Here is a 25,469-nt window from a genome sequence, read left to right as displayed (position 1 = left end):
TTTAATGATACCAGTCTTTATATAACCCTTCATTTATGTCTGCCCCCGTTTTCAGAAAAATAAACAAACTCCTGGTGGCCAACCGTGGCGAAATCGCTGTACGGGTGCTGAGGGCTGCCGCTGAATTACGTATCCGGACAATTGCCGTGTTTACGTATGAAGACCGCTATTCGCTGCATCGCTATAAAGCGGACGAGGCCTATCAGATCGGCCGCGATGACGAACCGCTGAAACCGTATCTGGATATTGAAGCGATCATCAATCTGGCAAAGACGCAGCAGGTAGACGCGATCCATCCGGGCTATGGCTTCCTCAGTGAAAATGTACAGTTTGCCCGCCGCTGCAGGGAAGAAGGGATCATATTCGTGGGCCCCTCACCGGAAATCATGGCGCAGCTGGGCGATAAGGTAGCCGCGAAAGTGATCGCACGGGAGGCGGAGGTGCCGCTAATAGCCGACAGTCAGGTACGGCTGACAGACGTGAACACCGTTGTGCAGGAGGCAAAACGTATAGGCTTCCCGGTGATGCTCAAAGCTGCTGCCGGCGGTGGTGGCCGCGGGATGCGTATGGTGACGGAAGAAGCCGCACTGGAAAGAGCTTTTCTGGAAGCGCGCAGCGAAGCCGCTAAAGCCTTTGGCGACGATACCATCTTCATCGAAAAATTCATCGAAGACCCCAAACATATTGAGGTGCAGCTCATGGGCGATCAGCACGGCAATATCGTACACCTTTACGAAAGGGATTGCTCCGTGCAGCGGCGGTTTCAAAAAGTGGTGGAGATTGCTCCGTCGCCCAATCTCCCGCAACACACCCGCGACAAACTGTATGAGTATGCTTTACGCCTCGCTCATAAGGTGGGCTTCAACAACGTAGGCACCGTAGAGTTCCTGGTAGACAGGGCACACCATATTTATTTCATCGAAGTCAATCCGCGCATCCAGGTGGAGCATACCGTTACCGAAGAGGTGACTGGTATCGATATCGTGCGCTCCCAGATATTGATCGCCGAAGGGCACCGGTTATCCGACCCGGAGATCTTTCTCAAAGGTCAGGAAGATGTACGGCTCAATGGTTATGCTATCCAGTGCCGTATTACCACAGAAGACCCGGAAAACAATTTCAAACCAGACTATGGCACCGTGATCGCTTACCGTAACGCCGGTGGTTTCGGGATACGGTTGGACGAAGGCAGTACTTACTCCGGGGTAAAGATCTCGCCGTTCTTCGATTCCATGTTGGTAAAGGTGACCGCCTGGGGCCGCACGCTGTCGGGTGCTTCCAGCCGTCTGCATCGTACGTTGCGGGAGTTTCGCATCAGGGGGGTGAAAACCAATATCCGTTTTCTTGAAAACGTGATCACCAATGATGTCTTCAGAAAAGGTAACTGTACCGTCGCCTTTATTGACCAACACCCGGAGCTGTTTAAACTGGCCCAGATACGGGACCGGGGCACCAAAACGCTGATGTACCTCGCCGATGTGACAGTGAATGGACACCCTGACGTAAAAGGCAAAGTGGAAAACAAGGTATTCCGTACGCCGGAGGTGCCGGAGTATGCTTCCCTGCAACCCTATCCTGCCGGCATGAAAGACCGCCTGCAGCAAATGGGACGGGAAGGGTTTGTACACTGGCTGCGGGAAGAAAAGCCGGTCTATTATACAGATACCACCTTCCGGGATGCGCACCAGAGTTTGCTGGCCACCCGGGTGCGTACCAAAGATATGTTGGCCGTGGCCGAAGGATATGCCAAAAGCAATCCGGAAATATTTTCCATGGAGGTATGGGGAGGGGCCACCTTTGATGTGGCCATGCGGTTCTTGCATGAGTGTCCGTGGCGGCGGCTACAGCTGTTGCGCAAAGCAATGCCTAACATGTTGCTACAGATGCTGTTCCGCGGAGCTAACGCTGTCGGCTACTCGGCATACCCCGAAAACCTCATTGCTGCGTTTATTGAAAAGGCCGCAGAAAATGGGGTTGACGTGTTCCGTATTTTCGATTCGCTCAACTGGGTGGAGGCCATGGCGCCGAGTATCCGTTTTGTACGGGAACGCACCAACGCTATTGCGCAGGCAGCCATTAGTTATACCGGCGATGTGCTGCGGAAAGACAATAATAAATATACCCTGCAATATTATACAGACCTGGCCCGTCGCCTCGAAGATGCCGGGGCGCACATGCTGGCCGTGAAAGACATGGCGGGATTGCTGAAGCCGGAGGCGGCGTCAGTGCTGATAGGAGCGCTCCGGCAGGCGGTGAAACTGCCTATTGTGTTGCATACGCACGATACGGCCGGTATACAGGCAGCCACCTACCTGAAGGCCATAGAGGCCGGCGTGAATGTGGTGGACACGGCGATCGCATCGCTCAGCGGGCTCACCTCACAACCCAATCTTAACTCGCTGGTAGCCATTATGGACGGGCACCCGCGTGGCCGGAAAATGAACCTGGCTTCCCTGAACGAGCATAGCAACTACTGGGAGGATGTGCGGGAGTACTATTATCCGTTTGAGTCGGATATGAAGGCCGGTACCGCGCAGATATACGAAAATGAAATTCCCGGCGGGCAGTACTCCAACCTGCGGCAGCAGGCAGAGTCTCTCGGACTGGGCGATAAACTGGAACAGATCAAGCGGAACTATGCGGTGGTCAACCAGCTCTTTGGTGATATTGTGAAGGTGACACCGAGTTCCAAGGTGGTGGGCGATATGGCTTTGTTTATGACCAGCAATCAGTTAACCGCCGCCGACGTGCTGGATGGTTCGCGTAACCTGGCTTTCCCGGCTTCCGTGAAAGGCTTTTTCCGGGGTGAGCTGGGCGTGCCTTTTGGTGGCTTTCCCGCTGAGCTGCAAAGGATTGTGCTGAAAGGAGAAAAGCCGATAGAAGGCAGTCCGAATGCGCAGTTGCCGCCGGTGGATTTTGAGGCCGACTTCGCCGGCTTCCAGACGAAGTACCCACATGCAGAGTTTCTGGACTACCTGAGTTACCAGATGTTCCCCAAGGTGTTCGATGAATACTATCAACATGCGATGATCTTTGGCAACGTAGAGGCTATTCCCACGCCTGCGTTTTTCTATGGCCTGAAGCAGGGGGAAGAGATATTGATCAACCTGAGCAAGGGCAAGACCATCATTGTGAAGCTGCTGTATGTGTTGCCGGCGGATGAGCACGGGATGCGGACGGTGGTATTTGAGCTGAACGGGTATGCCCGTCGTGTGCAGGTGAGGGACCATGCGGTGAAAAGTGTGGCCGTAGTGAACCGCAAGGTAGCAGATCCGGGAGTGGAAATTGGCGCTCCTTTGCCGGGCCGGTTGTCCCGGGTGTTAGTGGAAGCCGGGGCGATGGTGACACCTAATATGCCGCTGTTTATTATCGAGGCCATGAAGATGGAAACAACGGTAACGGCTACCCGAAACGGAAAGGTGAAGGCTGTGTTGTTGGGGGAGGGGAATATGGTGCAGCAGGACGATTTGGTGGTAGAGATGGAAAAATGAACCTTTGTTGAAGGTGTGACTTTAGATAAAATTGTTTAAATAGTTGTAAATCAGTTTTTTGAGAGATGTGATTTTTGTATGAAAAAGCCACTTTGAGAGAGAGAAATACCTCATTTTGGGGCTTGAAAATCAACGTTTTTTTCTCTTTTGGCGACTAAGATGCGTCAAATGTCTGGTTGTTGAAACAGTTGCTTTAACAAATGCCGGTTAATTAAATTAAAATCAATTGATTAGATGATAATACCATTTGTTTTTCAGGCAAAAAAATAACCTGGCCTAAGCCAGGTTATTTTTTTGCTTTCCGTGTAAACGGAGATTAGAATTTTTCGAGGCCGCTGAAGAAGAAATCACCTTCGATAACAGCGTTCTCATCAGAGTCAGAACCGTGAACAGCGTTACGGCCGATAGACTCAGCGTATTTTTTACGGATGGTACCTTCTTCTGCGTTAGCAGGGTTGGTAGCGCCGATCAGTTTACGGAAGTCTTCTACTGCGTTGTCTTTTTCCAGGATAGCTGCTACAATGTGGCCGCTGCTCATGAATTCTACCAGTTCGCCGTAGAAAGGTCTTTCTTTATGCACTGCATAAAATTCACCCGCTTTGGCTGCAGACAGCTGCGTCATTTTCATGGCTACGATGCGGAAACCTGCGGCATTGATCATGTTCAGGATGCCACCAATATGCCCGTTTGCTACCGCATCAGGCTTGATCATTGTAAATGTTCTGTTGTTCATATTTGTTTTATTCCGAATTACAGATTAGGCCGCAAAAGTAATTACATTTTCTTTAGTGGTAAAAAATTTTGAAATTCTGGCTCAAATAAAGATCTTCGCACTTCATTTTCTGTTACAATTTATTGGTTGTGACCAGAAATTAGTCTTAACATTACAGTTTTTGAATGAAGCCGATCGAGGAAATTAAACCATTACTGGAAGCGCCTAAGAAAGTGGTCATTACGATGCATCAGAAACCAGATGCAGATGCGATGGGATCTTCACTGGCATTATACCATTATCTGATTCAGAAGGGACACCTGGTAACGGTCATTTCTCCTACTAATTTCCCGGACTTTTTAAAATGGATGCCAGGAGCGGAGGGTGTGATTGATTTTGAATCTTCTACAGACAAAGCGCTGGAGGCGCTGAAGGGCATTGAACTGCTTTTCTGCCTCGATTTCAACGCCTTGTACCGTACCAAGAACCTGGCGCCGCATCTGGAAGCTGCTACGTGTACTAAAATACTGATCGATCACCACCTGGAACCGCAGCCGGATTTTGAGTATGGCGTCAGCGATACTTCTGCCAGCTCTACAGCGCAACTGGTGTATGAAACGATTTATAAGCTGGGTGATGAAAAGCTCATCAATCTGGACATCGCGCAGTGTATATATGCCGGCACGGTCACAGATACGGGCTCATTCCGTTTTGCGTCCACTACCGCCCGGGTACACCGGATGGTAGCCGACCTGATGGACAGGGGACTGCGTCATGAGGTCATCCACCAGGAGATCTATGACAATTTCCTGGAAAACCGTCTCCGTTTCCTCGGACATAGCCTGTTGAACCGCATGGAGGTATTCTACGAGTACAACACCGCCATGCTCGCTATTCCTTACTCTGATCTGAAGCGTTTCGACCTCCAGACCGGCGATACGGAAGGACTGGTCAACTTCCTGCTGTCTATCCAGGGGATTAAGATGGCCGCCCTGATCATCGACCGTAACTCAGAGGTGAAGCTGTCGTTCCGCTCCAAAGGCAATTTTGACGTGAACACTTTCGCTCGCAGGTATTTCGACGGAGGAGGCCATTTCAACGCCTCCGGAGGCAGAAGTACCGACTCACTCGAGAGGACCGTGAACCGGTTCATCAAAGCTGTTGAAGAAAATGAAACCCTTTTACAATAGTTTAACTGTTACAAGTATATCAACTACTAATACAATCAAATGAAAAGAAACAATCAGTTATTAGTTGCAGCGTTCGGCTTACTGATAGCCAGCTGCGGAACGGGTGGCGGCGTTAAAAAGACACCAGGCGGTATTGAATATATCGTTCACAAATCCGGCAGCGGAGCACAACTGAAGCTGGGAGATACTGCCCTATTGAATGTGACGCAGCGTATCAACGACTCCATTCTGGGTGAGTCCCGCAAAATCGTTGGTGCTGCTCTTCCTGTTCAGATTACCAAACCTCAGAACAAGTTCGATCTGATGGAAGGACTGGCGCTGCTGCACGAAGGTGACAGTGCTACTTTTGTAATTCCCTGGGATTCATTGCCAGTTAACGAACGTCCTCCCTTTGGTAAAAAAGGTGATAAGCTGAAAATCACTTTCGCGGTAGAAAACAAATTCTCTGCTGCTACCCAGAAAGACAAAGACGAGAAAGCTATCAAGGAATACATGGAGAAAAACAAAATCAACGCTACCAAAAATCCTGATGGCATCTACATCGCTATCCATCAGGAAGGTACCGGTGCCACGCCTAATACCGGTGATACCGTGGTAGTACACTACACTGGTAAACTGACTTCCGGTAAAGTGTTTGATTCCAGCCAGGACTCTACCCTGCGTCCGGGTATGCCTTTAGAGCCTATCAAATTCCCGATCGGCCAGGGCTTCGTTATCAAAGGATGGGATTCCGGTCTGAAAGGCCTGAAAAAAGGTACTAAAGCTACCCTGCTGATCCCTTCCACACTGGCTTACGGTTTACAGGGCAGCCCTCCGGCCATTCCTGCTAACGCTATCCTGGTTTTTGATGTACAGATGGTAGACATTAAAGCGGGTGCTCCGGCTCCAGCTGCTCCTGCGGCTGCTCCAACTCCCGGTAAAAAATAATCCTGTTTCGGCAGTGAATATAAAAAGGCCTCCCACGCAGGGAGGCTTTTTTTATGGGAATAACTTGCGAAGTTTTATTGTTGATGTGCCGACATCTCCTGACTGCTACTGCACATTTTATTGCAGGAAGCGGCTCCTGATCTCCGGCGTTGGAATCATACAGCTGTCTGTCCTGCCAAACCAACGGTAACGGTTACGCGCAATGATATGATATACACCATCCCGTATAAAACGAGGAAGGATGATACCGCCATATAACAGTTTCCAGGGGAAGGGCAGTTGCCGGGCCACCCGGAGGGCAGCCGTGCTTTTCGTATAAGCTTTACCGTTTTGTACCAGTATAAAAGACTGCAGCACAGTAGTATCTATTTGATGGGCCGCTCCCAGTGAAGCTGCCACGTCGGATTGCAGCGGCGCAAACCGGAAATGTCCCTGCCGGTCATGCCGTATCACAAAATTGATACTGGCATTGCAGAAGTTACAGACCCCATCAAATAATATAATGTCCATCGTCTAAATCGTTGTGCCGTTTACGTTAACTCCCTCACGCATAACCATCGATCAACACCTCGTATAATTTCACTTTAAGGTCTTCCAAAGACACATCGGTCACCAGATTACCGTCTTGCGCATAGGAGATCGTGCCTCTTTCTTCTGAAACGATGATAGCCAGGTTATCACTGTGCTCCGTGATGCCTACGGCAGATCGGTGACGCAGTCCTACCCGGGTAGGCAGGTTCGGGTTCTCAGACACCGGCAGAATCACTTTGGCCGCCAGGATCTTATTCCCCACGATGATCAGAGCGCCGTCATGCAGCGGACTGTGTTTGTCAAAGATGCTCTCTATCAGCTTGGCGCTGACATTACCTTCGATCGTGATGCTGGAAGCGGTATCGAACTTCAAACGGTAGGTGGTGGCAATCACAATCAGCGCACCGGTAAAGGTGGCCTGCATGTGGCTCACGGCTACAATCACTTCATTGATAATGTTTTCTTCGTCCTTATAGCTTTTGAATTTGTCAGGCAGGAACAGCTTGGTCAGAAAGCTGTCTTTGCTCAGAGGGGTTTTTTTACCCAGCACCAGCAGGAACTTCCTGATCTCGGGCTGGAATATAATAATGATGGCAATGATGCCGACATTAATAAAGTTTTGCAGGATGCTGGTAAGGATGGGCATTTGCAGCGCACGTACCAGGAAGTAGGCAGCGTATACCATCAACAGGCCGACAAAAATATTGAAAGCCAGGCTGCCTTTCAGCAGACGGTATAGCTGTATAATCAGAAAAACTACGATCAGCAGGTCCAAAACATTCAGCCAGCGAAACTCATATCCATAAAATTGTATTACTTCCTTCATAGTTGTAAAAATACTAAGATTTAATTGCCTTTCATTTTCTCTGTGATCCTGACTGCTTCTACAGCTGCTTTTACGTCATGTACCCGCAGGAGGTGGGTGCCGTGCAGCAGCGCGATAGTATTGAGTACGGTGGTGCCATTGAGCGCCTCCGCAGGGGTGATGTTCAAGAGTTTGTAAATCATTGATTTGCGGGAGATGCCCGTCAGCACTGGTACGCCCAGTATCTCACGGAAAAGTGACAAGTCCTTCATCAGCGCGTAGTTGTGCTCCGGTGTTTTCCCGAAACCAAATCCCGGATCGGCGATGAAGTCACGGATACCGGCAGCCCGGCATTCGGCCAGCTTATGTACCATGTAGTCCAGCACCTCGCGCACCACATCTTCATACTGCGGTTTATGTTGCATGGTGGCCGGTTTCCCCTGCATGTGCATCGCAATGTAAGGTACCTGCAGGCGCCCTGCCACAGGGATCATGTCTTTATCCAGATCACCGGCGCTGATATCATTGATGATGGAAGCACCTGCATGAATGGTCTTTTCTGCCACAGCGGCATACCAGGTGTCAATCGAAATAATAGCTTGCGGGTAGTGGTTCAGAATAGCATGGATAGCGGGCAGTAGCCGGTTCAGTTCTTCTTCCGGTCCCAGCATGGTGGCGCCCGGACGGGTGCTCTGTGCGCCCAGGTCCAGGATAGCGGCGCCCTCCTGCAGGTGTTGCCCGGCTTTCTCCACCACCTGGTGCAGCCCGTGCATCCGGCTGCCTTCATAAAAGGAATCGTCGGTTACGTTGATGATGCCCATCACTACCGGCGTGGCCAGCGATAACAGCTGCCCCCGGCAATTAATGGACGGTTCCCCTAAGGTATTGATATGGTGTGGTCTCATTTAATGGTTTTTATTCTTTATTTTGCCCTCTGAATCGCTGTTCACAAATTTAAGTAATGCAAAATAAAGGAATTACACATGCAAAGCAGCAAAATGATTAAAGATCACCGACTTTGATTTGTACGTTTTGTTTACGATCTTTATCAGATTGCGCCTTCGGGTGTAATGAACTGTTACGTTAAGGACCATGAATACATTAGCACAATACGATGCCGCGGTAGCGGGCTGTAAAGACATTTTTATCAAAAAAACCAAAGATTACGGTACTTCCTGGAGGGTGTTACGTCCCATTTCAGTGGTAGACCAGATCTTTATCAAAGCGCAGCGTATCCGCAACCTGCAGGAAATAGGTGTACAGAAAGTAGAGGACAACATTGAAGGCGAATTCAAAGGGATCGTCAATTACGGTGTGATCGGGCTTATTCAGATGGAACAAAACGGCAACCCCTATACGGACTTACCGGTAGAGGAAGTGGAACAGCTCTATCGCAAATACATTCAACAGGTGAAAGCGGTGATGGAGGATAAAAACCACGACTATGGCGAGGCCTGGAGGGATATGAGCCAGGAGTCTTTCGTAGACCTCATTCTGACCAAACTATTACGTATCAAACAAATTCTCCGTAACCAGGGCAAAACCCTGATCTCGGAAGGGATTGATGCCAACTATACAGATATTATCAACTATGCATTGTTTGCGCTGATCAAGATTGGCGAAAGTAGCCCAGGACTTTAGCCCTGGGTGGTCGAATTCATTAACCATTAAACTATTTTATGAAAGTTGTCCTGAACCTATTGCGGATTATTGTTGGAGTATTGTTTATTTTTTCGGGCCTGATCAAAGCCAACGATCCATTAGGCCTTAGTTATAAGATGGAGGAGTTCTTTGAGGTGCTGCACCTTACTTTTCTGTCGCCTTATTCTCTTGCCTTCTCCGTGATCATGAACGCTTTCGAGATCATTGCCGGCGTAGCGGTGCTGATAGGGTTCCGCATGCGTATTTTCTCTGTGCTGTTGTTGTTGCTGATCCTTTTCTTCACCTTCCTCACCGGCTACGCGCTCTTCAGTGGTACTATCCGTGAATGCGGCTGTTTCGGTGATTGTATTAAACTGACCGCTGAGCAAACCTTCTGGAAAGATGTGGCCCTGTTGGTGATGATACTGGTGATCTATTTCTACCGTAAAAGCGTGCAACCGTTGTTCAAAGGAGCGGGACTGGTACTGTTGGTATCGGCGATCGCTTCATTTGGCGTGCAGTGGTATACGCTTCGCCATCTGCCGTTTATCGACTGTCTGCCCTACAAAGTAGGTAATAATATACCGGAGAAAATGAAGCTGCCTCCCGGCGCTACGCCGGACGTGTTTGAGATGATCTTTATCTATGAGAGGAATGGAGAGAAGAAAGAATTTACGGCCGACAACTATCCCTGGTCTGACAGCACCTGGAAGTTTGTGGACCGTAAAGATAAACTGATCAAAAAAGGAAACGCGGAACCCGCCATCAAAGACTTCATTCTCACTGATGCGGATGGCGCCAATCAAACCCAGGCTATCCTGAGCGAAGACAAAACGGTATTTCTGTTCCTCGTGCAGAACGTGGAGAAAGCCGGGGAGGGCTGGGATAATAAAATGAAGGCCCTGCAACAGAAATGGAAAAATCAGGAAATATTGATCTATGGCGTTTCTGCATCTACCAAAGAACAGATTGCGGCATTTAAAGCGCAGCATGGATTGGAGTTTCCTTTCGTACAGATGGATGGCGTGGCTATTAAAACAGCCGGCAGAAGCAATCCATGCCTGATCGAACTGAAGAAAGGGACCATCGTAGGTAAATGGCATTATAACGATATTCCGTAAGACACTATGTTACGCTTTCTGCTCCGGAAAACAGGATATGGCTTGCTGGTACTGCTGGGTGTGGTAGTGGTGGTATTCTTTCTGTTCAATGTACTACCCGGCGACCCGGCCCGGCTGACGCTCGGTCAGCGGGCAGACGTGTCTTCCCTTGAAAACGTTCGTAAAGAACTGCACCTCGACCAGCCGGTGGGGGTGCAGTTCCTGCTTTATCTCAACGACCTGTCGCCCGTTGGCGTGCATCCGCTTGCCGAAGCGCGGGAGAATTTACACTATGTAACGCTGGCACAGCTCTCCGGAGAAAAGATACTGGTGCTTAAAACGCCCTATCTGCGTCGTTCCTATCAGGGCAAAAAGCCGGTATGGGAAATACTGACCGAAGCCCTGCCCGGCACGCTGCTGTTGGCCACCGCGGCCATGCTTTTTGCTACGGTGGCCGGTATTGGGCTGGGAGTGTTGTCTGCCGTTAAACAAAATACCTGGATGGACACCAGTGCGGTGTTTGCCAGCGTGATCGGTATTTCGGCGCCATCTTTTTTTGCCGGTATCGTACTGGCTTACCTGTTTGGATTTGTATTCAGTAGTTATACCGGACTGCATATGACTGGCAGTCTGTTCGACATTGATCCTTTCCGTGGCAGGGTGCTAAACCTCCGTAATCTGATATTACCGGCGCTTACCTTGGGCATACGTCCGCTGGCTATTATCGTGCAGCTTACCCGTAGCGCTATGCTCGATGTGTTGCATCAGGATTATATCCGCACCGCCTACGCCAAAGGACTGTCCCGCCGGGTGGTGATCTGGCATCATGGGCTGCGCAATGCGCTCAACCCGGTGATCACAGCTATTACGGGCTGGTTTGCCGAGCTATTGGCGGGTGCTTTTTTTGTGGAATACATCTTTGGCTGGAAAGGAATCGGCAAGGTGACGGTAGATGCGCTCGATAAATTTGACTTCCCTGTTGTAATGGGCGCCATTCTGTTTACCGCCGGGATCTTTGTGCTGGTCAATATTCTGGCTGATATGCTATATTCCGCAGTAGACCCGAGAATCAAATTGTAAGCTGTTTATAACCAATCATCTGTAATAATATTATTGCCCAGGCCTTCAGGCCTGGGAATTTTTTTTTAGAAATGTTGTAACATCGTCTTTAGTGAGTCGTCTTCTCATTATAAAACGCAATATCCCGCATGTCATTGGATTTATTTCTTAACCAGGTCGTTCCCGTCAGGCAAAAGCTTTTCCGCTTTGCATACCGTCTGCTGGGCAACGAAGAAGACGCGCAGGATATTACGCAGGACGCTCTGATGAAAGTATGGAGCCAGCAGGAGAAGATGCCGGAGTTGCAGAATATGGAAGCGTGGTGTATGCGGATTACGCGCAACCTGGCGCTGGACAAAATCAAGTCCAGGAAATACCGTCTTGCAGATGAACTGGACAGGGCAGGGGAAGTGCCGTCCGCGCAGCACAGTCCGCACACCATGGCCGAAAAAAATGACGTCATGGTAAAAGTAAGGCGGATCATTCACGAGCTACCGGAGAAATACCGGACCATCATTCAGTTAAGAGATATGGACGGCTATTCCTATCAGGAGATTGCCGACATCCTGGAACTGGACATGAACGACGTAAAAGTCAACCTGCACCGGGCACGTAAAGCGGTGCGGGAGAAACTTCAAAACATACAGGTATATGGATTATAATCACATCATCGCGTTACTGGACCGGTACTGGGAAGGGGAAACCACCCTGGAGGAAGAGGCGTTGTTACGCCGGTTTTTCAGTGAGCCTCATGCTGATATGCCGGAGCCGTTGCAGGAAGCAGCGCCTTTGTTTGGCTTCTTCCGCGAAGAAATAGAGCAGGAGCAAGCACTGGAAGAACGCCTGCCGGAACCCAGGCTACCAGCCGAAGCCAGTCCCGCCAGGGTGGTGCCGCTGTCACCTTTCCGCCACTGGATGAAGTATGCAGCAGTATTGCTGATGGCCGTCGGCATGGGCTATGCCATGAAACAGCATCAGCGGCAGGAAACAAAGGTCCATATCGCAGAAATACGGCAGCAGAAAGAGGAAGAGGAGACAAGAATGGCTTACCTGGAAACGAAGAAAGCGTTGCAACTGCTGGCCAAAAACCTGAACAAGGGAACAGAAAAGATGCAGAAGCTGGCCTACTTCAATGAAGCGACCGGCCTCATTACCGGCACCAATTAAAAAACCAAGCCCATTTTAAAACCTGATATAAAATCCAGAAGAAGATGAAACGTTCACTTTTATTGCTGGTAGCGGTCTTTGCCAGTATGCACCTCTTTGCACAGAGCAGCATCGACCGCTTTTTCCAGAAGTACGAAAACGACCGGAATTTTACCCTGGTCAGTATCACACCCAAGATGTTCTCCATGTTTTCCAAACTGGACATGAACGATCCTGATGCCAAAAACCTGATGAGGGTAGTACAGAAGCTGAAAGGATTACGCATCCTGGCCAAAGACAACACAAAAGACGGACAGCGGTTGTACAAGGAAGCTGCGGTGTTGCTGACCGGAGACTTTGAAGAGCTGATGACCGTAAGGGACAAAGACAGCGACCTGAAGTTCATGGTAAAAGAAAACAGCCGGGGAAACATCAACGAGCTGATTATGCTGGTAGGTGGTGCCAATGACTTTATGGCCATGAGCCTGGTGGGGGACATTGATCTGAATGAAATATCACAGATCGCCAATTCAGTCAACATCCAGGGAATGGACAAACTAAAGAATCTTAAAAAGAAATAACACTGCAATCTACGCCCATGAAAAAATTATTGTTAGGTGGTTGTTTACTGCTGGCCAGTGTTTCCACCGTACTCGCACAAGACAAATCACTGCGTGAATTCCGGAATAAATACCGGGGAAAGGCAGATGTGGTCAGCGTTAAAATTGGCAGCTTTCCGTTGCGGCTGGCAGGTTTTGTGATGTCGTTCTCCTCCGGTGATGAAGAGGTGAAGAAGCTCCGGCCTATCTTAAAAGATATTCGTAAAATTAAGGTGCATACCATTGAAAATCCGCATGGAGCCAATGTCAGCAACGAAGATGTAGCAACGCTGATGCAACAGCTGCAAACAAAAGATCATTTGGAAACTTTGATGGAAGTACGTGACAAAGGTACGCTGGTGCACATACTGAATAAAGGAAAAGATGATGAATTGGGTAACGTGGTAATGCTGGTACAGGAAGATAATGAATTTCTGATAGTCAACCTGCAAACGAAACTCAAAATCGCTGATATCAACCGCCTGATCAATCAGTTTGCCTCCAACTGATCACTGTCCCTACCGGATCATCACTTCCTTTACCACATTTTCCCCCAGCATTTCATTCACCAGTTTGATGATCTTGTCTTTGGAGTAAGTTAATTCCTGTTTTAAGGGTGCCACCGAAGTTGTTATGATGAGCTTTTGCTCAATCAGCTGGACATCTTGTGTATAGCGCGCAATGGTTTTGCCCATGATCTTCTCCCAGTTCTCCTGAATACGAACTTCAGTAAGACGGGGTTTGAGGCGGCTTTTGTTCATAAATTCCCGGAGGGCATCTCCGATACTGGTTGTTCCGTGGCGCATGGCGTCAAAGCTACGAATATTTTGTTATTTGGTTATTTTGAAATTTGGTTATTTACCGGGTTCCTTATCTAAAGGCTTTGACCTGAATTTAAATTACTCATCTCAATACCCGCCATTAAAAAAGCAGCCATCGCCGTTAGAGAATTCAGTAAATAGCGAAATTTCAAAATAAACCAATAACTAAATGCTAAGGAGCTGTATGATTTGACCTGTTCCTTCAAAGCTCTGTTGCAGGCGTGCTGCATGAGTGTCAGTAATAAAGACCTGACCATAGGAAGGGCCGGCCACCAGCGAGATAAGACGGGTGACGCGTTCCTGGTCCAGCTTTTCAAACACATCGTCGAGCAGGAGCAGGGGCGCAAATTGTTTGAACTGTCTGATCACTTCAAACTGTGCGAGTTTCAGGGCAAAGAGAAAACTCTTGCGCTGTCCCTGTGAGGCACTGCTTTTCATGGGATGTTCGTTGAGCAGAAACTGAAGATCGTCGCGGTGAATACCGGTGGAGGTCCGCTGCAACTGGAGGTCTTTAAAACGGGCAGCCTGCAGTTGAGAGGCATAATTTTCCTCCTGCAGGGTGCATTGGTAGCGAATGCTCACCACTTCGTGCGTACCAGAGATGTAGTCGTATAATTGTTGTACCTGCGGAATGAAATCAGTGAGAAACGTTCTCCGTTGCTCGAAGACGGGGATACCGTGGCGGACCAGTTGCTCGTCAAACACATCCAGGAGGCTGTGTTCTTCGTTGGCTCCGGTCATATTTTTCAGGAGTGTGTTGCGTTGCAGCAGTATTTTCTGGTAGGTGATGAGGTGCTCGAGATAGTCGGGGTAGAGCTGCGACAGGAGGGTATCGAGCCATTTGCGGCGTTCTTCGCTGCCGCCCAGGATGATCTCCGCGTCGTCTGGTGCGATGATAACGGCGGGGAACTGTCCGATGTGGCGGGAGAAGCGGTCATATTTTTCATCGTTGAGCGATACTTCCTTTTTACCGTCTTTTACGGTACAGACAATTTTTGCCGGCTGGCCCTGTTTGTCAAAGTCGCCTTCCAGGCGGAAGCCGTTGGTCTGGTATTGGGTGTTCTGGCTTTCGTTGCTGGTAAAATAGCTGCGGGTGAAGCAGAGGTAATAGATGGCATCGAGCAGGTTGGTTTTGCCGGAGCCGTTTCTGCCGGTGATGCCCACCACCCGTTGGTCGAACCGGAAGTCCTGCCGGGTGTAATTTTTAAACTGTACGAGTGATATTTTCCGGATATGTAGCAAAGAAATTATTTATGTGTATAAAAAAATATGCAAATTCTACAATATTTATAACTGATAAAAATCCGTGTCTGTGGGCCTTTATCTCTCAATAAACTGCAATTAAATGCAAAACTGTTTGAAATTGATGAATTTGCATAATTTAATAGTAATTGGATTTGATATTTACATTTTAGGATTTTCCTGTTATATTTGCCAACAAATTTAGAAAGAGTGCAAACTAAAACAGACGTGAAGACGAAATTCACCAAAGAGACATATCTGTACTGGTATGAATTGATGCTTTTGCTGCGCCGCTTTGAAGAAAAGACAGGCCAATTGTACGGAATGCAAAAAATCCGTGGCTTTTGTCACCTGTACATCGGTCAGGAGGCAATTGCTGCTGGTGCAATGACTGCGACGAAACCGGAAGATAAATTCATCACCGCGTACCGTGACCACGCTTTGGCAATTGCCAAGGGTATTTCTGCCAAGGCTTGTATGGCTGAGATGTATGGTAAAGCAACCGGATGTTCAAAAGGTAAGGGAGGTAGTATGCACTTCTTCTCCAAAGAGCACAACTTCTTTGGCGGCCATGGTATCGTAGGTGCCCAGATTGGTACCGGTGCGGGCCTGGCGCTGGCGGAGCAGTACCAGGGTACTGACAACGTGGTGCTGTGTTTCTTCGGTGATGGTGCCGCCCGTCAGGGTATGCTCCATGAAACCTTTAACATGGCGATGACCTGGAAACTGCCGGTGATCTTTATTTGTGAAAACAACATGTACGCGATGGGTACTTCTGTAGAACGTACTTCTAACGTACTGGATATCTATAAGCTCGCTGATGCGTACGAAATGCCGGCTGATTCTATCGACGGTATGAGCTGTGAAGCGGTACACGAAGGCGTGGAAAGAGCGGTAAAACGTGCCCGCGAAAATGGTGGTCCAACCCTGTTGGAAATCAAAACCTACCGCTACCGTGGCCACTCCATGAGCGACCCTGCTAAATACCGCACAAAAGAGGAACTGGAAGAGTACAAACAGAAAGATCCGATTAACCAGGTGTTGAGCGTTATTGAGAAAAACAAATGGGCTACCGAAGCCGAAATTGAAGCGATCAACGACCGTGTGAAAGCGGAAGTGGAAGAATGCGTTCAGTTCGCTGAAGAATCCCCCTGGCCGTCTGACGATGAGCTGCTGAAAGACGTTTATGTGCAGCAGGATTATCCTTTCATCGTTGACTAAAGCTTAATAGTACGCAGCAGTTAGCTTTTTACCTTTTCTAAAAGAGGCAGAAAGCTAACTGTTGTTCATTGATACCTATTAAATAACCAAGCAATCACAATTACCTTTTAAAATGGCAGAAACTAAAGATAAAGCCACCACGCCGCAACCTGCAACAAATTTTGACCTGGAACAGTCCATGCACAAAGCGGAAGACTTCTTCGTTAAAAATAAAAATGTCATTACTATTGCTGTGCTGGCAGTAGTAGTAGGGGTAGGCGGTTTCTTCGCCTATAACCGTTTCGTTAAACAACCCAACGAAAACAAAGCCCAGGAAATGATCTTCCATGCACAGAACTACTTTGCAGTGGATTCCTTCAAACTGGCGCTGAATGGCGATGGTAACAACTACGGTTTCTTACAGGTAGTCAACAAATACGGCGGCACCAAAGCCGGTAATCTCGCGAAATACAGTGCTGGCGTATGCTACATCCGTATGGGCGAATATCAGAAAGGTATCGACATGCTGAAATCCTTTAGCTCAGACGATCTGCTCCTGCAACCAACTGCACTGGGCCTGATCGGTGATGCTTACATGGAGCTCAATAAAAGCGCTGAAGGTATCGAAGCTTATAAAAAAGCTGGTCACTACAACGATAACGAGCTGACTGCTCCTGTTTACCTGTTCCGCGCTGGTATGGCCCTGGAAAAAGCAGGCAAAGCACAGGAAGCCATCTCCATCTATAAAGAAATTAAAGAGAAATTCCCCCTCACCAACGAAGGCCGTGAAATGGACAAGTACCTGGCGAGACTGGGAGATGTGAAGAATTAATCAATTGCGAATGACGAATGACGAATTAATGGATTTTCTACAGCGCGTTCCTTAATTAACCGCTTCACAAAAGGACCCTCAATTCGTCATTCGTCATTCGTTATTCCAAATTGAATGTATGTCTGATTACAATAAAAGCTTGTTAAATGATACTGGCATTCTCAACCTGGAGGATGCCAGTGTTGTTATGGTATATACCGAATGGAATGATACCATCGTCAACGAACTGGTAGCCGGTTGCGAAAGATCACTGCAACAATACAAAGTGTCCAAAACCAATAAAATCGTTGTGCCGGGAGCGTTTGAACTGCCTTATGCCTGCAAACAATATTGGGAAAACACGAAAGGCACCGGTCAGCAACCTGGCGCTATTATTGCTTTCGGTTGCGTGATCCGCGGCGAAACCCCGCATTTTGACTATGTGTGCAAAGCTGTCACAGAAGGTATCCTGCAATTGAACCTTCAACTGCCCGTTCCCGTTATATTCGGTATATTGACGGTAGATAATGAGCAACAGGCGCTCGACAGACTGGGCGGCGCACACGGCCACAAAGGCGAGGAAGCAGCTATCACCGCATTGAAGATGATCGCGTTACAAAGAGACCTGGCGAGAGGAGTTTAGCACCATACCAATGGTTGTCGGCCTTTGCTCATAGCCCCGGCGTAACCGGCCCTCTGCACAACCAATGGTCCACCGCTAAAAGATTTTATGATGAATGTACAGTTATTTATACCATGTTTCGTAGACCAGCTGTTTCCGGAAACCGCTTTCAATATGGTGAAGGTACTGGAGAAGCTCGGATGTAACGTGATGTATAACCCGGAGCAGACCTGCTGTGGCCAGCCTGCCTACAATGCCGGGTACCAGGATGAATGCAGAACAGTAGCCACCAAATTTGTTAAAGACTTCAAGACTTTCGATTATATCGTGGCCCCCAGCGGCTCCTGTACCGGGTTTGTCCGCAATTACTACAGTAAACTGTTTGATAATTCCGCTGCGCATAACGACGTGAAACTGTTACGCAAAAACCTCTACGAATTCACCGAATTCCTCACAGACGTATTGCATGTAACAGATCTCGGCGCCACGCTCAACGGAGTGGGTACCTATCACGATGCCTGCGGCGCACTGCGCGAATGTGGCATCAAGGAAGGCCCCCGCAAACTCCTGGAAAAAGTAAAAGGCCTGGAACTGAAAGAAATGAATGATTGTGAAGTATGCTGCGGATTTGGCGGTACTTTCTCCGTGAAGTTTGAACCTATCTCCGTAGGAATGGGCGAACAAAAAGTACACAACGCTGTCAACAGCGGAGCCGATTACCTCATCTCCACCGACCTTTCCTGTCTGATGCACCTCGATGGCTATATCCGTAAGCACGGTACTCCTATTAAAGTGATGCACATCGCCGACGTACTGGCGAGTGGATGGTAAACCAAAAACCTTACACATGAACTATTGGCTTGTCAAATCGGAACCTTTCAAGTATTCATGGGACCAGTTTGTAAAAGATAAAAAGACCTTCTGGGACGGTGTCCGCAACTATCAGGCCCGTAACAACCTGAAGGCGATGAAAAAAGGAGACCAGGTACTGTTCTACCACAGCAACGAAGGCCTCGCTGTAGTGGGGATCGCTGAAGTGGCCAAAGAACACTATCAGGACCCTACCACGCCAGACCCAAACTGGGTGGTGGTAGACCTGAAGCCGGTAAAAAAGCTGAAGGTACCCGTTACCCTCGCAGAGATGAAGGCAGAAAAAAGACTCGCCGACCTCTCGCTGATCCGCCAGGGCCGCCTGTCGGTATGCGATGTGACCAAAGATCAGTTCGACGTGATCATGGAAATGGGAGGCATGAAATAGCGATTTATTTGGTTATTTTTTTATTTGGTTATTTAAGCATGGAGAGAACCCCATAAATGGACAAATAACCAAATAAAAAAATAACCAAATGATTATGGAGTTTCCGGATTGTTTGCATCATATCGGAAATTCCATCACGATGAAGTACTTAACCCTTATCTCCGCTTGTTGGCTATTGGCAGCCTGCGGCCACAAACCCCAACCGACGGCCACCGTTGAATATGAAGTCCCGGCTATTGCTAAAGATGAAGCAGCAGCACCCGCCGGACTCATGGACGCCAAGCAGGCCGAAACCACCGCACCAGATGCCGCCGCTCCTGCTACTCCCGGTCAGCCTGTTCCCGAACAGAAGATCATCAAAACAGCCCGCATCATTTATTCCGTGGAAGATTTCGCGGCTGCTAAAAATCGTGTAGCCGGTATCGTTAGTAAATCCGGTGGGTACATTTTAGCTGAAACACAACATGGTGATGGCACGGAAAAACGTAACCAGCTCGACATTAAAGTGCCGGCAGCGGCATTTGACAGTTGCGTGGAGAAGCTTACCAGCGGCATATCCCGGCTGGATGAAAAAAGCATCAACTCCCAGGACGTAACAGCGGAATATGTAGACCTGGACGCCCGCATGAAAACAAGGGTGGCTACAGAACAACGTTATCTCGACATCCTGAAACAGGCACGTACCGTGAAAGAAGTGCTGGAAGTGGAAGCACAGCTGAAATCGATCCGCGAGGAGATTGAAGCGGCCAAAGGACGGCTGCAGTACATGGACCGCCAGGCCAGCTATAGTACCATCCATCTTGAATATTATCAGGTACTGGCCCTGTCAGCGCCCGAAACGGCAGGATTCCTTCCACGGGTAGGACTGGCGCTCCGCAACGGCTGGAACAATGTACTGGGCCTGGTGATAGACGTGGCGGGCTGGTGGCCTTTGATGCTGGTTGCCGTTTTTCTTTTTATATTTATCAGAAGGCGTTGGAGAAACAACAAAAAATCGCTCGCAACAGCCTGATTCACTTAAACGACACAAAACATATGAAACCAAGATTAGTGGTGCTGACCGGAGCCGGCATCAGTGCAGAAAGCGGACTCCGGACCTTCCGCGACAGCGATGGCCTGTGGGAAGGTTATGATGTATACGAAGTGGCCTCCCCCAAAGGCTGGCAAAACAATCCGGCGCTGGTACTGGATTTCTATAACAGCCGTCGCCGCGATGTGAGAAATGCGCAACCCAATACAGCCCATACCGGACTGGCGCAACTGGAAGCGAAGTACGATGTACGGGTGATCACACAGAATATCGATGACCTGCATGAGCGGGGAGGGTCTTCCCGTGTGCTGCACCTGCATGGAGAGATATTCAAAATGCGCAGCGTGAAAAATGAAGAGATCATCTTGGATGTGCAGGAAGATATCCGCCTGGGCGACCTCGCGGAAGATGGTGGCCAGTTGCGCCCGCACATCGTTTGGTTTGGCGAAGCGGTGCCCATGATTGAGCAGGCCGTGCGGGAGGTGATGTGGGCTGATATTTTTGTGGTGATCGGCACCTCTTTACAGGTGTATCCCGCAGCCAGCCTGCTGAACTATATCCGGCCGGAAGCTACCGTTTACCTGATTGATAAAAAGCTGCCTTCCGTAGAAGGGTATGATAATATCATCAGCATTGAAAAGCCGGCTACGGCCGGTGTGGCAGAGTTGCTCACGCTGTTGTAAAAAATAAAAGCTCCCCGTTTTTCGGGGAGCTCTCACGAGTCCTTTCTTCTCCGTTAGTGTTTATCACAGGATAACCATATCGTCTACTCAAAACTCTCTTCAAAACGGATATCAAATTCTTCCAGCTCTTTTAAAACCGGGTTATATACTTCCGGCATCACCGGGATGCGCAGGCCGGTGAGGGTTATTTTCTCCTGTAGCAGCAGTTTGGCGAGAATACCCAGCGGCAGGCCTACTGTTTTGGCCATGGCCGTACGGACATTGTCTTCGCCCTGTGTGATCATATAGCTGTGCATGCGGGTGGCCATGTTACGGCGTTCGAATTCTATTTCATGCATCATCACGATCATGTCTTTATCAGATGCTTCCATCTTCAGTTTATCTTCCACCAGGTGTTGTAGCACCTCCGCATCTGTTTTTTCACCGAGATTAATCAGGTCGCCGTTGAGGAGACCGAGATATTTCAGCTGACGGATCACCTTTGATTTACTGCTGACGCTGAGGAACTTTGCCATCACTTCTTCGTGACCGGTTTGTTTATCGGCGCCTTCGATATGCCGCGTGGCCCAGTCGAAGCAGGTGAGGTTGTCGGTCTGTATTTTCCCGTTTTCACCGGTGAGGCCCAGTTTGATCAGGGCGTTCCAGCCTTCACAGAAATCCGGGAAGCGCAGCGTGGCGCGCATGAAGGTGGCGATATTTTCCAGTCGGTAGGATTCCATGTATCCGAGGGAATCGCGGTTGGGATAGTAGGCGAGTTTCCCCAGTCCTGGTACCTGGATGGTTTTATTATGATCAAAGAGTTGTTCGTATGCTACTTCCCGGGTTTTGCCCTTTTCGCGGTAGATAGCGCCGGAAGCGCCGGCCATTACTATGTTACGGGCGTTCCAGGAGATCTTGTACTGCCATGGGTTGTCCAGGCTTTCGGGGGAGATAAGGCCGCCGCAATAGGATTTAAATGAAAATATCTGTCCGCCTTTTTTCTCAATAGAATGAATGAGTTTCATGGCTGACATATGGTCGATGCCGGGATCGAGGCCCATTTCGTACATGAACAGGAGGCCGGCTTTTTCAATGTCTTTTTCGAGTTTACGTACTTCAGGGTCGATATAGGAGGCGGTGAGGAGGTTTTTATGGAATTGCAGGCAGTCTTTTGCCACGGTTATATGCAGGTGGGGAGGGAGCAGGGAGATGACAAGATCCGTTTCCTGTATCAGCTGCTGCCGGGCGGCCTGGTCTTTTATGTCGATGGCCGCCGGTGTGGCATAATATGATTTGCCGGTTTTGGATTTGATCAGCATCAGGTCATGGTCCGCCACCGTGATATGCCATTTTTGTCTAGGTGCATTGGCCAGCAGATAGTCGATCAGACTGGTCGCCGATTTTCCGGCCCCAAACAACAGAATATTCTTCATAGTTTCTTTAAGAAAAGGTTAAGAATCAGGGGAATAACAGCATTTTTGATGTTAATGTTTGAACTGACAGTAAATTTCGGTGCATATCCCGCCCAAAAGCTAACTCTGGGTGATTCGATCTATTGATTATCAGTCTATTAAAAACAAATACTTTGCCAATATTTAATTTTCGATATATTTCCCTATTTATACATATTTTAGATAAAGTAAAATTAAACCATTACACATACTAACGCAGAAAAGCAAAAAATGGTTGTTGGTTATGGGAAAAATCAGTCATATATCGATTGCGCTATATAATTGATTAACACAATGATGTTTTTATTCACATTTCTTCGATTTTAGGCCATAATAAGGGCCGAAATGGCTATATTTGCCCTTATCTGTTTTCAGCAGAAAAAACTGTAAATCAACACACAAAATGACAGAGCACACGGAAAATCCGCAGGAAGGGAGAATTGTCCAGATTAATATCGAGGAACAAATGAAGACGGCCTACATCGATTACTCGATGTCTGTAATCGTGGGTCGTGCCTTGCCAGATGTGAGAGATGGTTTAAAGCCTGTACACCGCCGCGTTTTATTTGGAATGAACGAGTTGGGCAACCACAGCAACAAGCCCTACAAGAAGTCAGCGCGTGTGGTGGGTGAGGTAATGGGTAAGTATCACCCGCACGGTGACGCCTCTATCTACGACACCATTGTACGTTTGGCCCAGCCCTGGAGCATGCGCTACCCCATGGTGGACGGTCAGGGTAACTTCGGTTCCGTAGACGGTGACATGCCCGCTGCGATGCGTTACACCGAGATCCGTCTTCAACGCATTGCGGAAGCTATGCTGGAAGACATCGAAAAAGAAACGGTAGATTTTACCAACAACTTCGACGACACCCTGGAAGAACCTACGGTGTTGCCTACCCGCATCCCGAACCTGCTGGTCAACGGCGCTTCCGGTATCGCGGTAGGGATGGCCACCAACATCATGCCCCATAACCTCGCAGAGGTGGTGGACGGCGCGATAGCCTATATCGACAACCGGGAAATCACCATCGAAGAACTGATTAAACACGTGAAGGCCCCTGACTTCCCGACAGGTGGCACCATATATGGTTTTGAAGGCGTTAAACAGGGCTTCGAGACCGGAAGGGGCAGAGTAGTGGTAAGAGGTAAAATCACCGCGGAAACGGCTAAAAACGGCCGCGAAAGACTGGTGATCTATGAACTGCCTTACCAGATCAACAAAGCCATCCTGCACCAGAAAATCGCCCAGCTGGTAAACGATAAGATCATTGAAGGCATCACCGACGTACGTGACGAGAGTGACCGCGAAGGTATGCGCCTGGTGATCGACCTGAAGAAAGAGGCGATCTCCAATGTGATCATCAACCAGCTCTATAAATACTCAGAGCTCCAGACTTCCTACGGTATCAACAACGTAGCCCTGGTGAAAGGCCGTCCGCGTATCCTCAACCTGAAGGAGATGCTGGCCGAATTCATCGATTTCCGCCACGAAGTGGTGGTAAGAAGGACCCGCTTCGACCTCCGCAAAGCAGAGGAAAAAGCACACATCCTCGCCGGCTACCTGATCGCACTGGACCATCTGGACGAAGTGATCGCCCTGATCCGTGCCTCCAATACACCGGATGTGGCCAGAGACGGGCTGATGAGCCAGTTCGGTCTCTCCGAAATACAGTCCAAAGCCATCCTGGAACTGCGTCTGCAACGTCTGACCGGCATGGAACGCGATAAGATCCGCGCTGAATACGACGAGGTGATGAAACTCATCGCCTGGCTGAAAGACGTGCTTAGCGACGAAGCGCTCCGGATGAAGATCATCAAGGACGAACTGGAAGAAGTGAAAAAGAAATTCGGCGACGAACGTAAAACCGAAATCCAGTACCTCGCCAGCGAAATGAGAATTGAAGATATCATCGCGGAAGAAGACGTGGTGATCACCATTTCCCACCTGGGTTATATCAAACGTACTTCTGCCTACGACTACCGTCAGCAGAAACGCGGCGGCCGTGGCGCTATTGGCGGCAGGACCCGCGACGAAGACTACATCGAGCACCTGTTCGTGGCCTCCACGCACCATACCATGCTGTTCTTTACAGAAAAAGGACGCTGCTACTGGCTGAAGGTGTACGAAATCCCTGAAGGCGAGAAAAGCGGTAAAGGACGTGCTATCCAGAACATGATCCAGCTGCCGGGCGATGATAAGATCCGCGCCATCATCGATATCAAAGACCTGGGCGACAAAGATTATATCAACAATCACTATATCGTTCTCTGTACCAAAAAAGGTATCATCAAAAAAACACTGCTGGAAGAATTCTCCCGTCCGCGTCAGAATGGTGTGAACGCTATCACCATCAACGAAGGGGACCAGCTGCTGGAAGCCAAACTGACCACCGGCGACAGCCAGATCATGATGGCTATCCAGAGCGGCCGCGCTATCCGCTTCCCGGAAAATACCGTGCGTGACACCGGTCGCGGTGCCATCGGCGTAAGAGGTATTGAAGTAGACAGCGAGAAAGATGAGGTAGTTGGTATGATTTGTGTTAACAAAGACGACGACTCAAGGACAGTACTCGTTGTTTCTGAACAAGGTTTCGGTAAACGGACGAATATCGAAGAATACCGTATCACCAACAGAGGTGGTAAAGGGGTGAAAACCATCAATATCACTGAAAAAACCGGTAACCTGATCGCGATCCTCGACGTGACAGAGAAACATGACCTGATGATCACCTGTAAGTCCGGCATCACCATTCGCATGGCGGTGGCCGATATCCGCGAAGCAGGTCGTGCCACACAAGGTGTGCGCCTGATCCGTCTGGACGACGCTGATGAAATTGCAGCAGTGGCCCGTCTCGACGAACAGGAGGAAGAAACAGAAGAAGTACTGGAAGGGGAAGAAAGCACTGTAGCCAACGACAGCACTTCCACCAGCGAAGATACTGACACTGAACAGGATACTGTAGCGGAAGAACCTGAAACTCCGCAGGAATAGTATTCACCGCAAACGGAAAAAATTAACCCGCTTATGGCAGGAGATGCCCCCTCAAAAGGTGTCTCCTGCCTAAACTGATAAAAAAATACAGCCGGCTTTAGTGGTAACGATGGGTCCGATTGTATTGGATTATTGGGAGCACCATACTCTTATTGTAATCAGCAACTAAAAACTAG

The 25,469-nt window shown here is 48.9% G+C and carries 25 protein-coding genes; 18 read left to right on the top strand and 7 right to left on the bottom strand.

Going from position 1 to position 25,469, the window contains the following annotated elements; genetic code table 11:
- Positions 1–35 precede the first annotated feature (35 nt).
- Entirely contained in the window at positions 36–3,491 is a 3,456-nt protein-coding gene (locus ICL55_RS07030; protein WP_188095339.1) for a pyruvate carboxylase, read from the top strand.
- A gap of 316 nt (positions 3,492–3,807) precedes the next feature.
- On the opposite strand, the gene ICL55_RS07025 is transcribed toward ICL55_RS07030, so the two are convergent.
- Positions 3,808–4,224 (bottom strand): nucleoside-diphosphate kinase, encoded by a 417-nt coding sequence (locus ICL55_RS07025; protein WP_188095337.1) that lies wholly within the window; start codon positions 4,222–4,224, stop codon positions 3,808–3,810.
- A 164-nt stretch (positions 4,225–4,388) separates the two neighbouring features.
- Between ICL55_RS07025 and ICL55_RS07020 the strand changes: the two genes are divergently transcribed.
- Positions 4,389–5,393 (top strand): DHH family phosphoesterase, encoded by a 1,005-nt coding sequence (locus tag ICL55_RS07020; RefSeq protein WP_188095335.1) that lies wholly within the window; start codon positions 4,389–4,391, stop codon positions 5,391–5,393.
- A 39-nt stretch (positions 5,394–5,432) separates the two neighbouring features.
- Entirely contained in the window at positions 5,433–6,320 is an 888-nt protein-coding gene (locus ICL55_RS07015; protein ID WP_188095333.1) for an FKBP-type peptidyl-prolyl cis-trans isomerase, read from the top strand.
- A gap of 117 nt (positions 6,321–6,437) precedes the next feature.
- Here the strand turns inward: ICL55_RS07015 and ICL55_RS07010 are convergent, their stop codons facing one another.
- Genes ICL55_RS07010 through folP form a run of 3 tightly spaced genes read right to left on the bottom strand, consistent with a single transcriptional unit; the run spans position 6,438 to position 8,561 of the window.
- Positions 6,438–6,830 carry a thiol-disulfide oxidoreductase DCC family protein gene (locus tag ICL55_RS07010; RefSeq protein ID WP_188095331.1) on the bottom strand — a complete coding sequence of 131 codons (393 nt, stop codon included), beginning with the start codon at positions 6,828–6,830 and terminating at the stop codon, positions 6,438–6,440.
- A 34-nt stretch (positions 6,831–6,864) separates the two neighbouring features.
- On the bottom strand, positions 6,865–7,677 hold the full coding sequence (locus ICL55_RS07005; RefSeq protein ID WP_188095328.1) for a diadenylate cyclase: 813 nt from the start codon (positions 7,675–7,677) through the stop codon (positions 6,865–6,867).
- A 20-nt stretch (positions 7,678–7,697) separates the two neighbouring features.
- Positions 7,698–8,561: a dihydropteroate synthase gene (gene folP, locus ICL55_RS07000; protein ID WP_188095326.1), complete on the bottom strand. Its 864-nt coding sequence runs from the start codon at positions 8,559–8,561 to the stop codon at positions 7,698–7,700.
- A gap of 187 nt (positions 8,562–8,748) precedes the next feature.
- On the opposite strand from folP, the gene ICL55_RS06995 reads away from it, so the two are divergent.
- The 7 genes from ICL55_RS06995 (at position 8,749) to ICL55_RS06965 (ending at position 13,710) form a co-directional block, all read left to right on the top strand.
- Entirely contained in the window at positions 8,749–9,297 is a 549-nt protein-coding gene (locus ICL55_RS06995; protein ID WP_188095324.1) for a DUF1599 domain-containing protein, read from the top strand.
- Positions 9,298–9,335: 38 nt separating this feature from the next.
- Positions 9,336–10,418 (top strand): BT_3928 family protein, encoded by a 1,083-nt coding sequence (locus ICL55_RS06990; RefSeq protein WP_188095322.1) that lies wholly within the window; start codon positions 9,336–9,338, stop codon positions 10,416–10,418.
- Between the two features lie 6 nt (positions 10,419–10,424).
- On the top strand, positions 10,425–11,477 hold the full coding sequence (locus ICL55_RS06985) for an ABC transporter permease (RefSeq protein ID WP_188095320.1): 1,053 nt from the start codon (positions 10,425–10,427) through the stop codon (positions 11,475–11,477).
- 128 nt (positions 11,478–11,605) lie between these two features.
- Positions 11,606–12,118 (top strand): RNA polymerase sigma factor, encoded by a 513-nt coding sequence (locus ICL55_RS06980; protein ID WP_169226394.1) that lies wholly within the window; start codon positions 11,606–11,608, stop codon positions 12,116–12,118.
- Entirely contained in the window at positions 12,108–12,623 is a 516-nt protein-coding gene (locus ICL55_RS06975; RefSeq protein WP_188095318.1) for a hypothetical protein, read from the top strand. The genes ICL55_RS06980 and ICL55_RS06975 overlap by 11 nt, the downstream gene beginning before the upstream one ends.
- A 44-nt stretch (positions 12,624–12,667) precedes the next feature.
- Entirely contained in the window at positions 12,668–13,183 is a 516-nt protein-coding gene (locus tag ICL55_RS06970; RefSeq protein WP_188095316.1) for a DUF4252 domain-containing protein, read from the top strand.
- 17 nt (positions 13,184–13,200) lie between these two features.
- Entirely contained in the window at positions 13,201–13,710 is a 510-nt protein-coding gene (locus ICL55_RS06965; protein ID WP_188095314.1) for a DUF4252 domain-containing protein, read from the top strand.
- Between the two features lie 9 nt (positions 13,711–13,719).
- Here the strand turns inward: ICL55_RS06965 and ICL55_RS06960 are convergent, their stop codons facing one another.
- Positions 13,720–14,007 (bottom strand): DciA family protein, encoded by a 288-nt coding sequence (locus tag ICL55_RS06960; protein ID WP_169226398.1) that lies wholly within the window; start codon positions 14,005–14,007, stop codon positions 13,720–13,722.
- A 180-nt stretch (positions 14,008–14,187) separates the two neighbouring features.
- A complete protein-coding gene (recF, locus tag ICL55_RS06955; RefSeq protein WP_188095312.1) occupies positions 14,188–15,264 on the bottom strand; it encodes a DNA replication/repair protein RecF in 1,077 nt (358 codons plus the stop codon).
- Positions 15,265–15,492: 228 nt separating this feature from the next.
- Between recF and pdhA the strand changes: the two genes are divergently transcribed.
- The 7 genes from pdhA to ICL55_RS06920 all read left to right on the top strand — a co-directional run bounded on the left by pdhA (position 15,493) and on the right by ICL55_RS06920 (position 20,868).
- Positions 15,493–16,485 carry a pyruvate dehydrogenase (acetyl-transferring) E1 component subunit alpha gene (pdhA, locus tag ICL55_RS06950; protein WP_168874432.1) on the top strand — a complete coding sequence of 331 codons (993 nt, stop codon included), beginning with the start codon at positions 15,493–15,495 and terminating at the stop codon, positions 16,483–16,485.
- A gap of 112 nt (positions 16,486–16,597) precedes the next feature.
- A complete protein-coding gene (locus ICL55_RS06945) occupies positions 16,598–17,296 on the top strand; it encodes a tetratricopeptide repeat protein (RefSeq protein WP_188095310.1) in 699 nt (232 codons plus the stop codon).
- Between the two features lie 118 nt (positions 17,297–17,414).
- Entirely contained in the window at positions 17,415–17,918 is a 504-nt protein-coding gene (ribH, locus tag ICL55_RS06940) for a 6,7-dimethyl-8-ribityllumazine synthase (protein ID WP_168874251.1), read from the top strand.
- Between the two features lie 90 nt (positions 17,919–18,008).
- The gene (locus ICL55_RS06935; protein ID WP_188095308.1) at positions 18,009–18,728 is read left to right on the top strand and encodes a (Fe-S)-binding protein; all 720 of its coding nucleotides are present in this window, start codon (positions 18,009–18,011) and stop codon (positions 18,726–18,728) included.
- 16 nt (positions 18,729–18,744) lie between these two features.
- Positions 18,745–19,155, top strand: a complete 411-nt coding sequence (locus tag ICL55_RS06930; protein WP_169226402.1) for an EVE domain-containing protein — start codon at positions 18,745–18,747, stop codon at positions 19,153–19,155.
- A gap of 139 nt (positions 19,156–19,294) precedes the next feature.
- Complete coding sequence (locus ICL55_RS06925) at positions 19,295–20,167, top strand: DUF4349 domain-containing protein (protein WP_188095306.1); 873 nt, start codon at positions 19,295–19,297, stop codon at positions 20,165–20,167.
- Positions 20,168–20,190: 23 nt separating this feature from the next.
- Positions 20,191–20,868, top strand: a complete 678-nt coding sequence (locus ICL55_RS06920; RefSeq protein WP_188095303.1) for an SIR2 family NAD-dependent protein deacylase — start codon at positions 20,191–20,193, stop codon at positions 20,866–20,868.
- Between the two features lie 83 nt (positions 20,869–20,951).
- On the opposite strand, the gene ICL55_RS06915 is transcribed toward ICL55_RS06920, so the two are convergent.
- Positions 20,952–22,280, bottom strand: a complete 1,329-nt coding sequence (locus ICL55_RS06915) for a saccharopine dehydrogenase C-terminal domain-containing protein (protein WP_188095301.1) — start codon at positions 22,278–22,280, stop codon at positions 20,952–20,954.
- A 421-nt stretch (positions 22,281–22,701) separates the two neighbouring features.
- On the opposite strand from ICL55_RS06915, the gene gyrA reads away from it, so the two are divergent.
- Positions 22,702–25,293: a DNA gyrase subunit A gene (gene gyrA / locus ICL55_RS06910; RefSeq protein WP_188095299.1), complete on the top strand. Its 2,592-nt coding sequence runs from the start codon at positions 22,702–22,704 to the stop codon at positions 25,291–25,293.
- Positions 25,294–25,469: the final 176 nt, after the last annotated feature.

It is taken from the genome of Chitinophaga varians (assembly GCF_014529945.1).
Lineage (GTDB): Bacteria > Bacteroidota > Bacteroidia > Chitinophagales > Chitinophagaceae > Chitinophaga > Chitinophaga varians.
The sequence above is the reverse complement of the archived record's forward strand: the minus strand, read 5'-3'. Positions and strand labels throughout refer to the sequence as shown.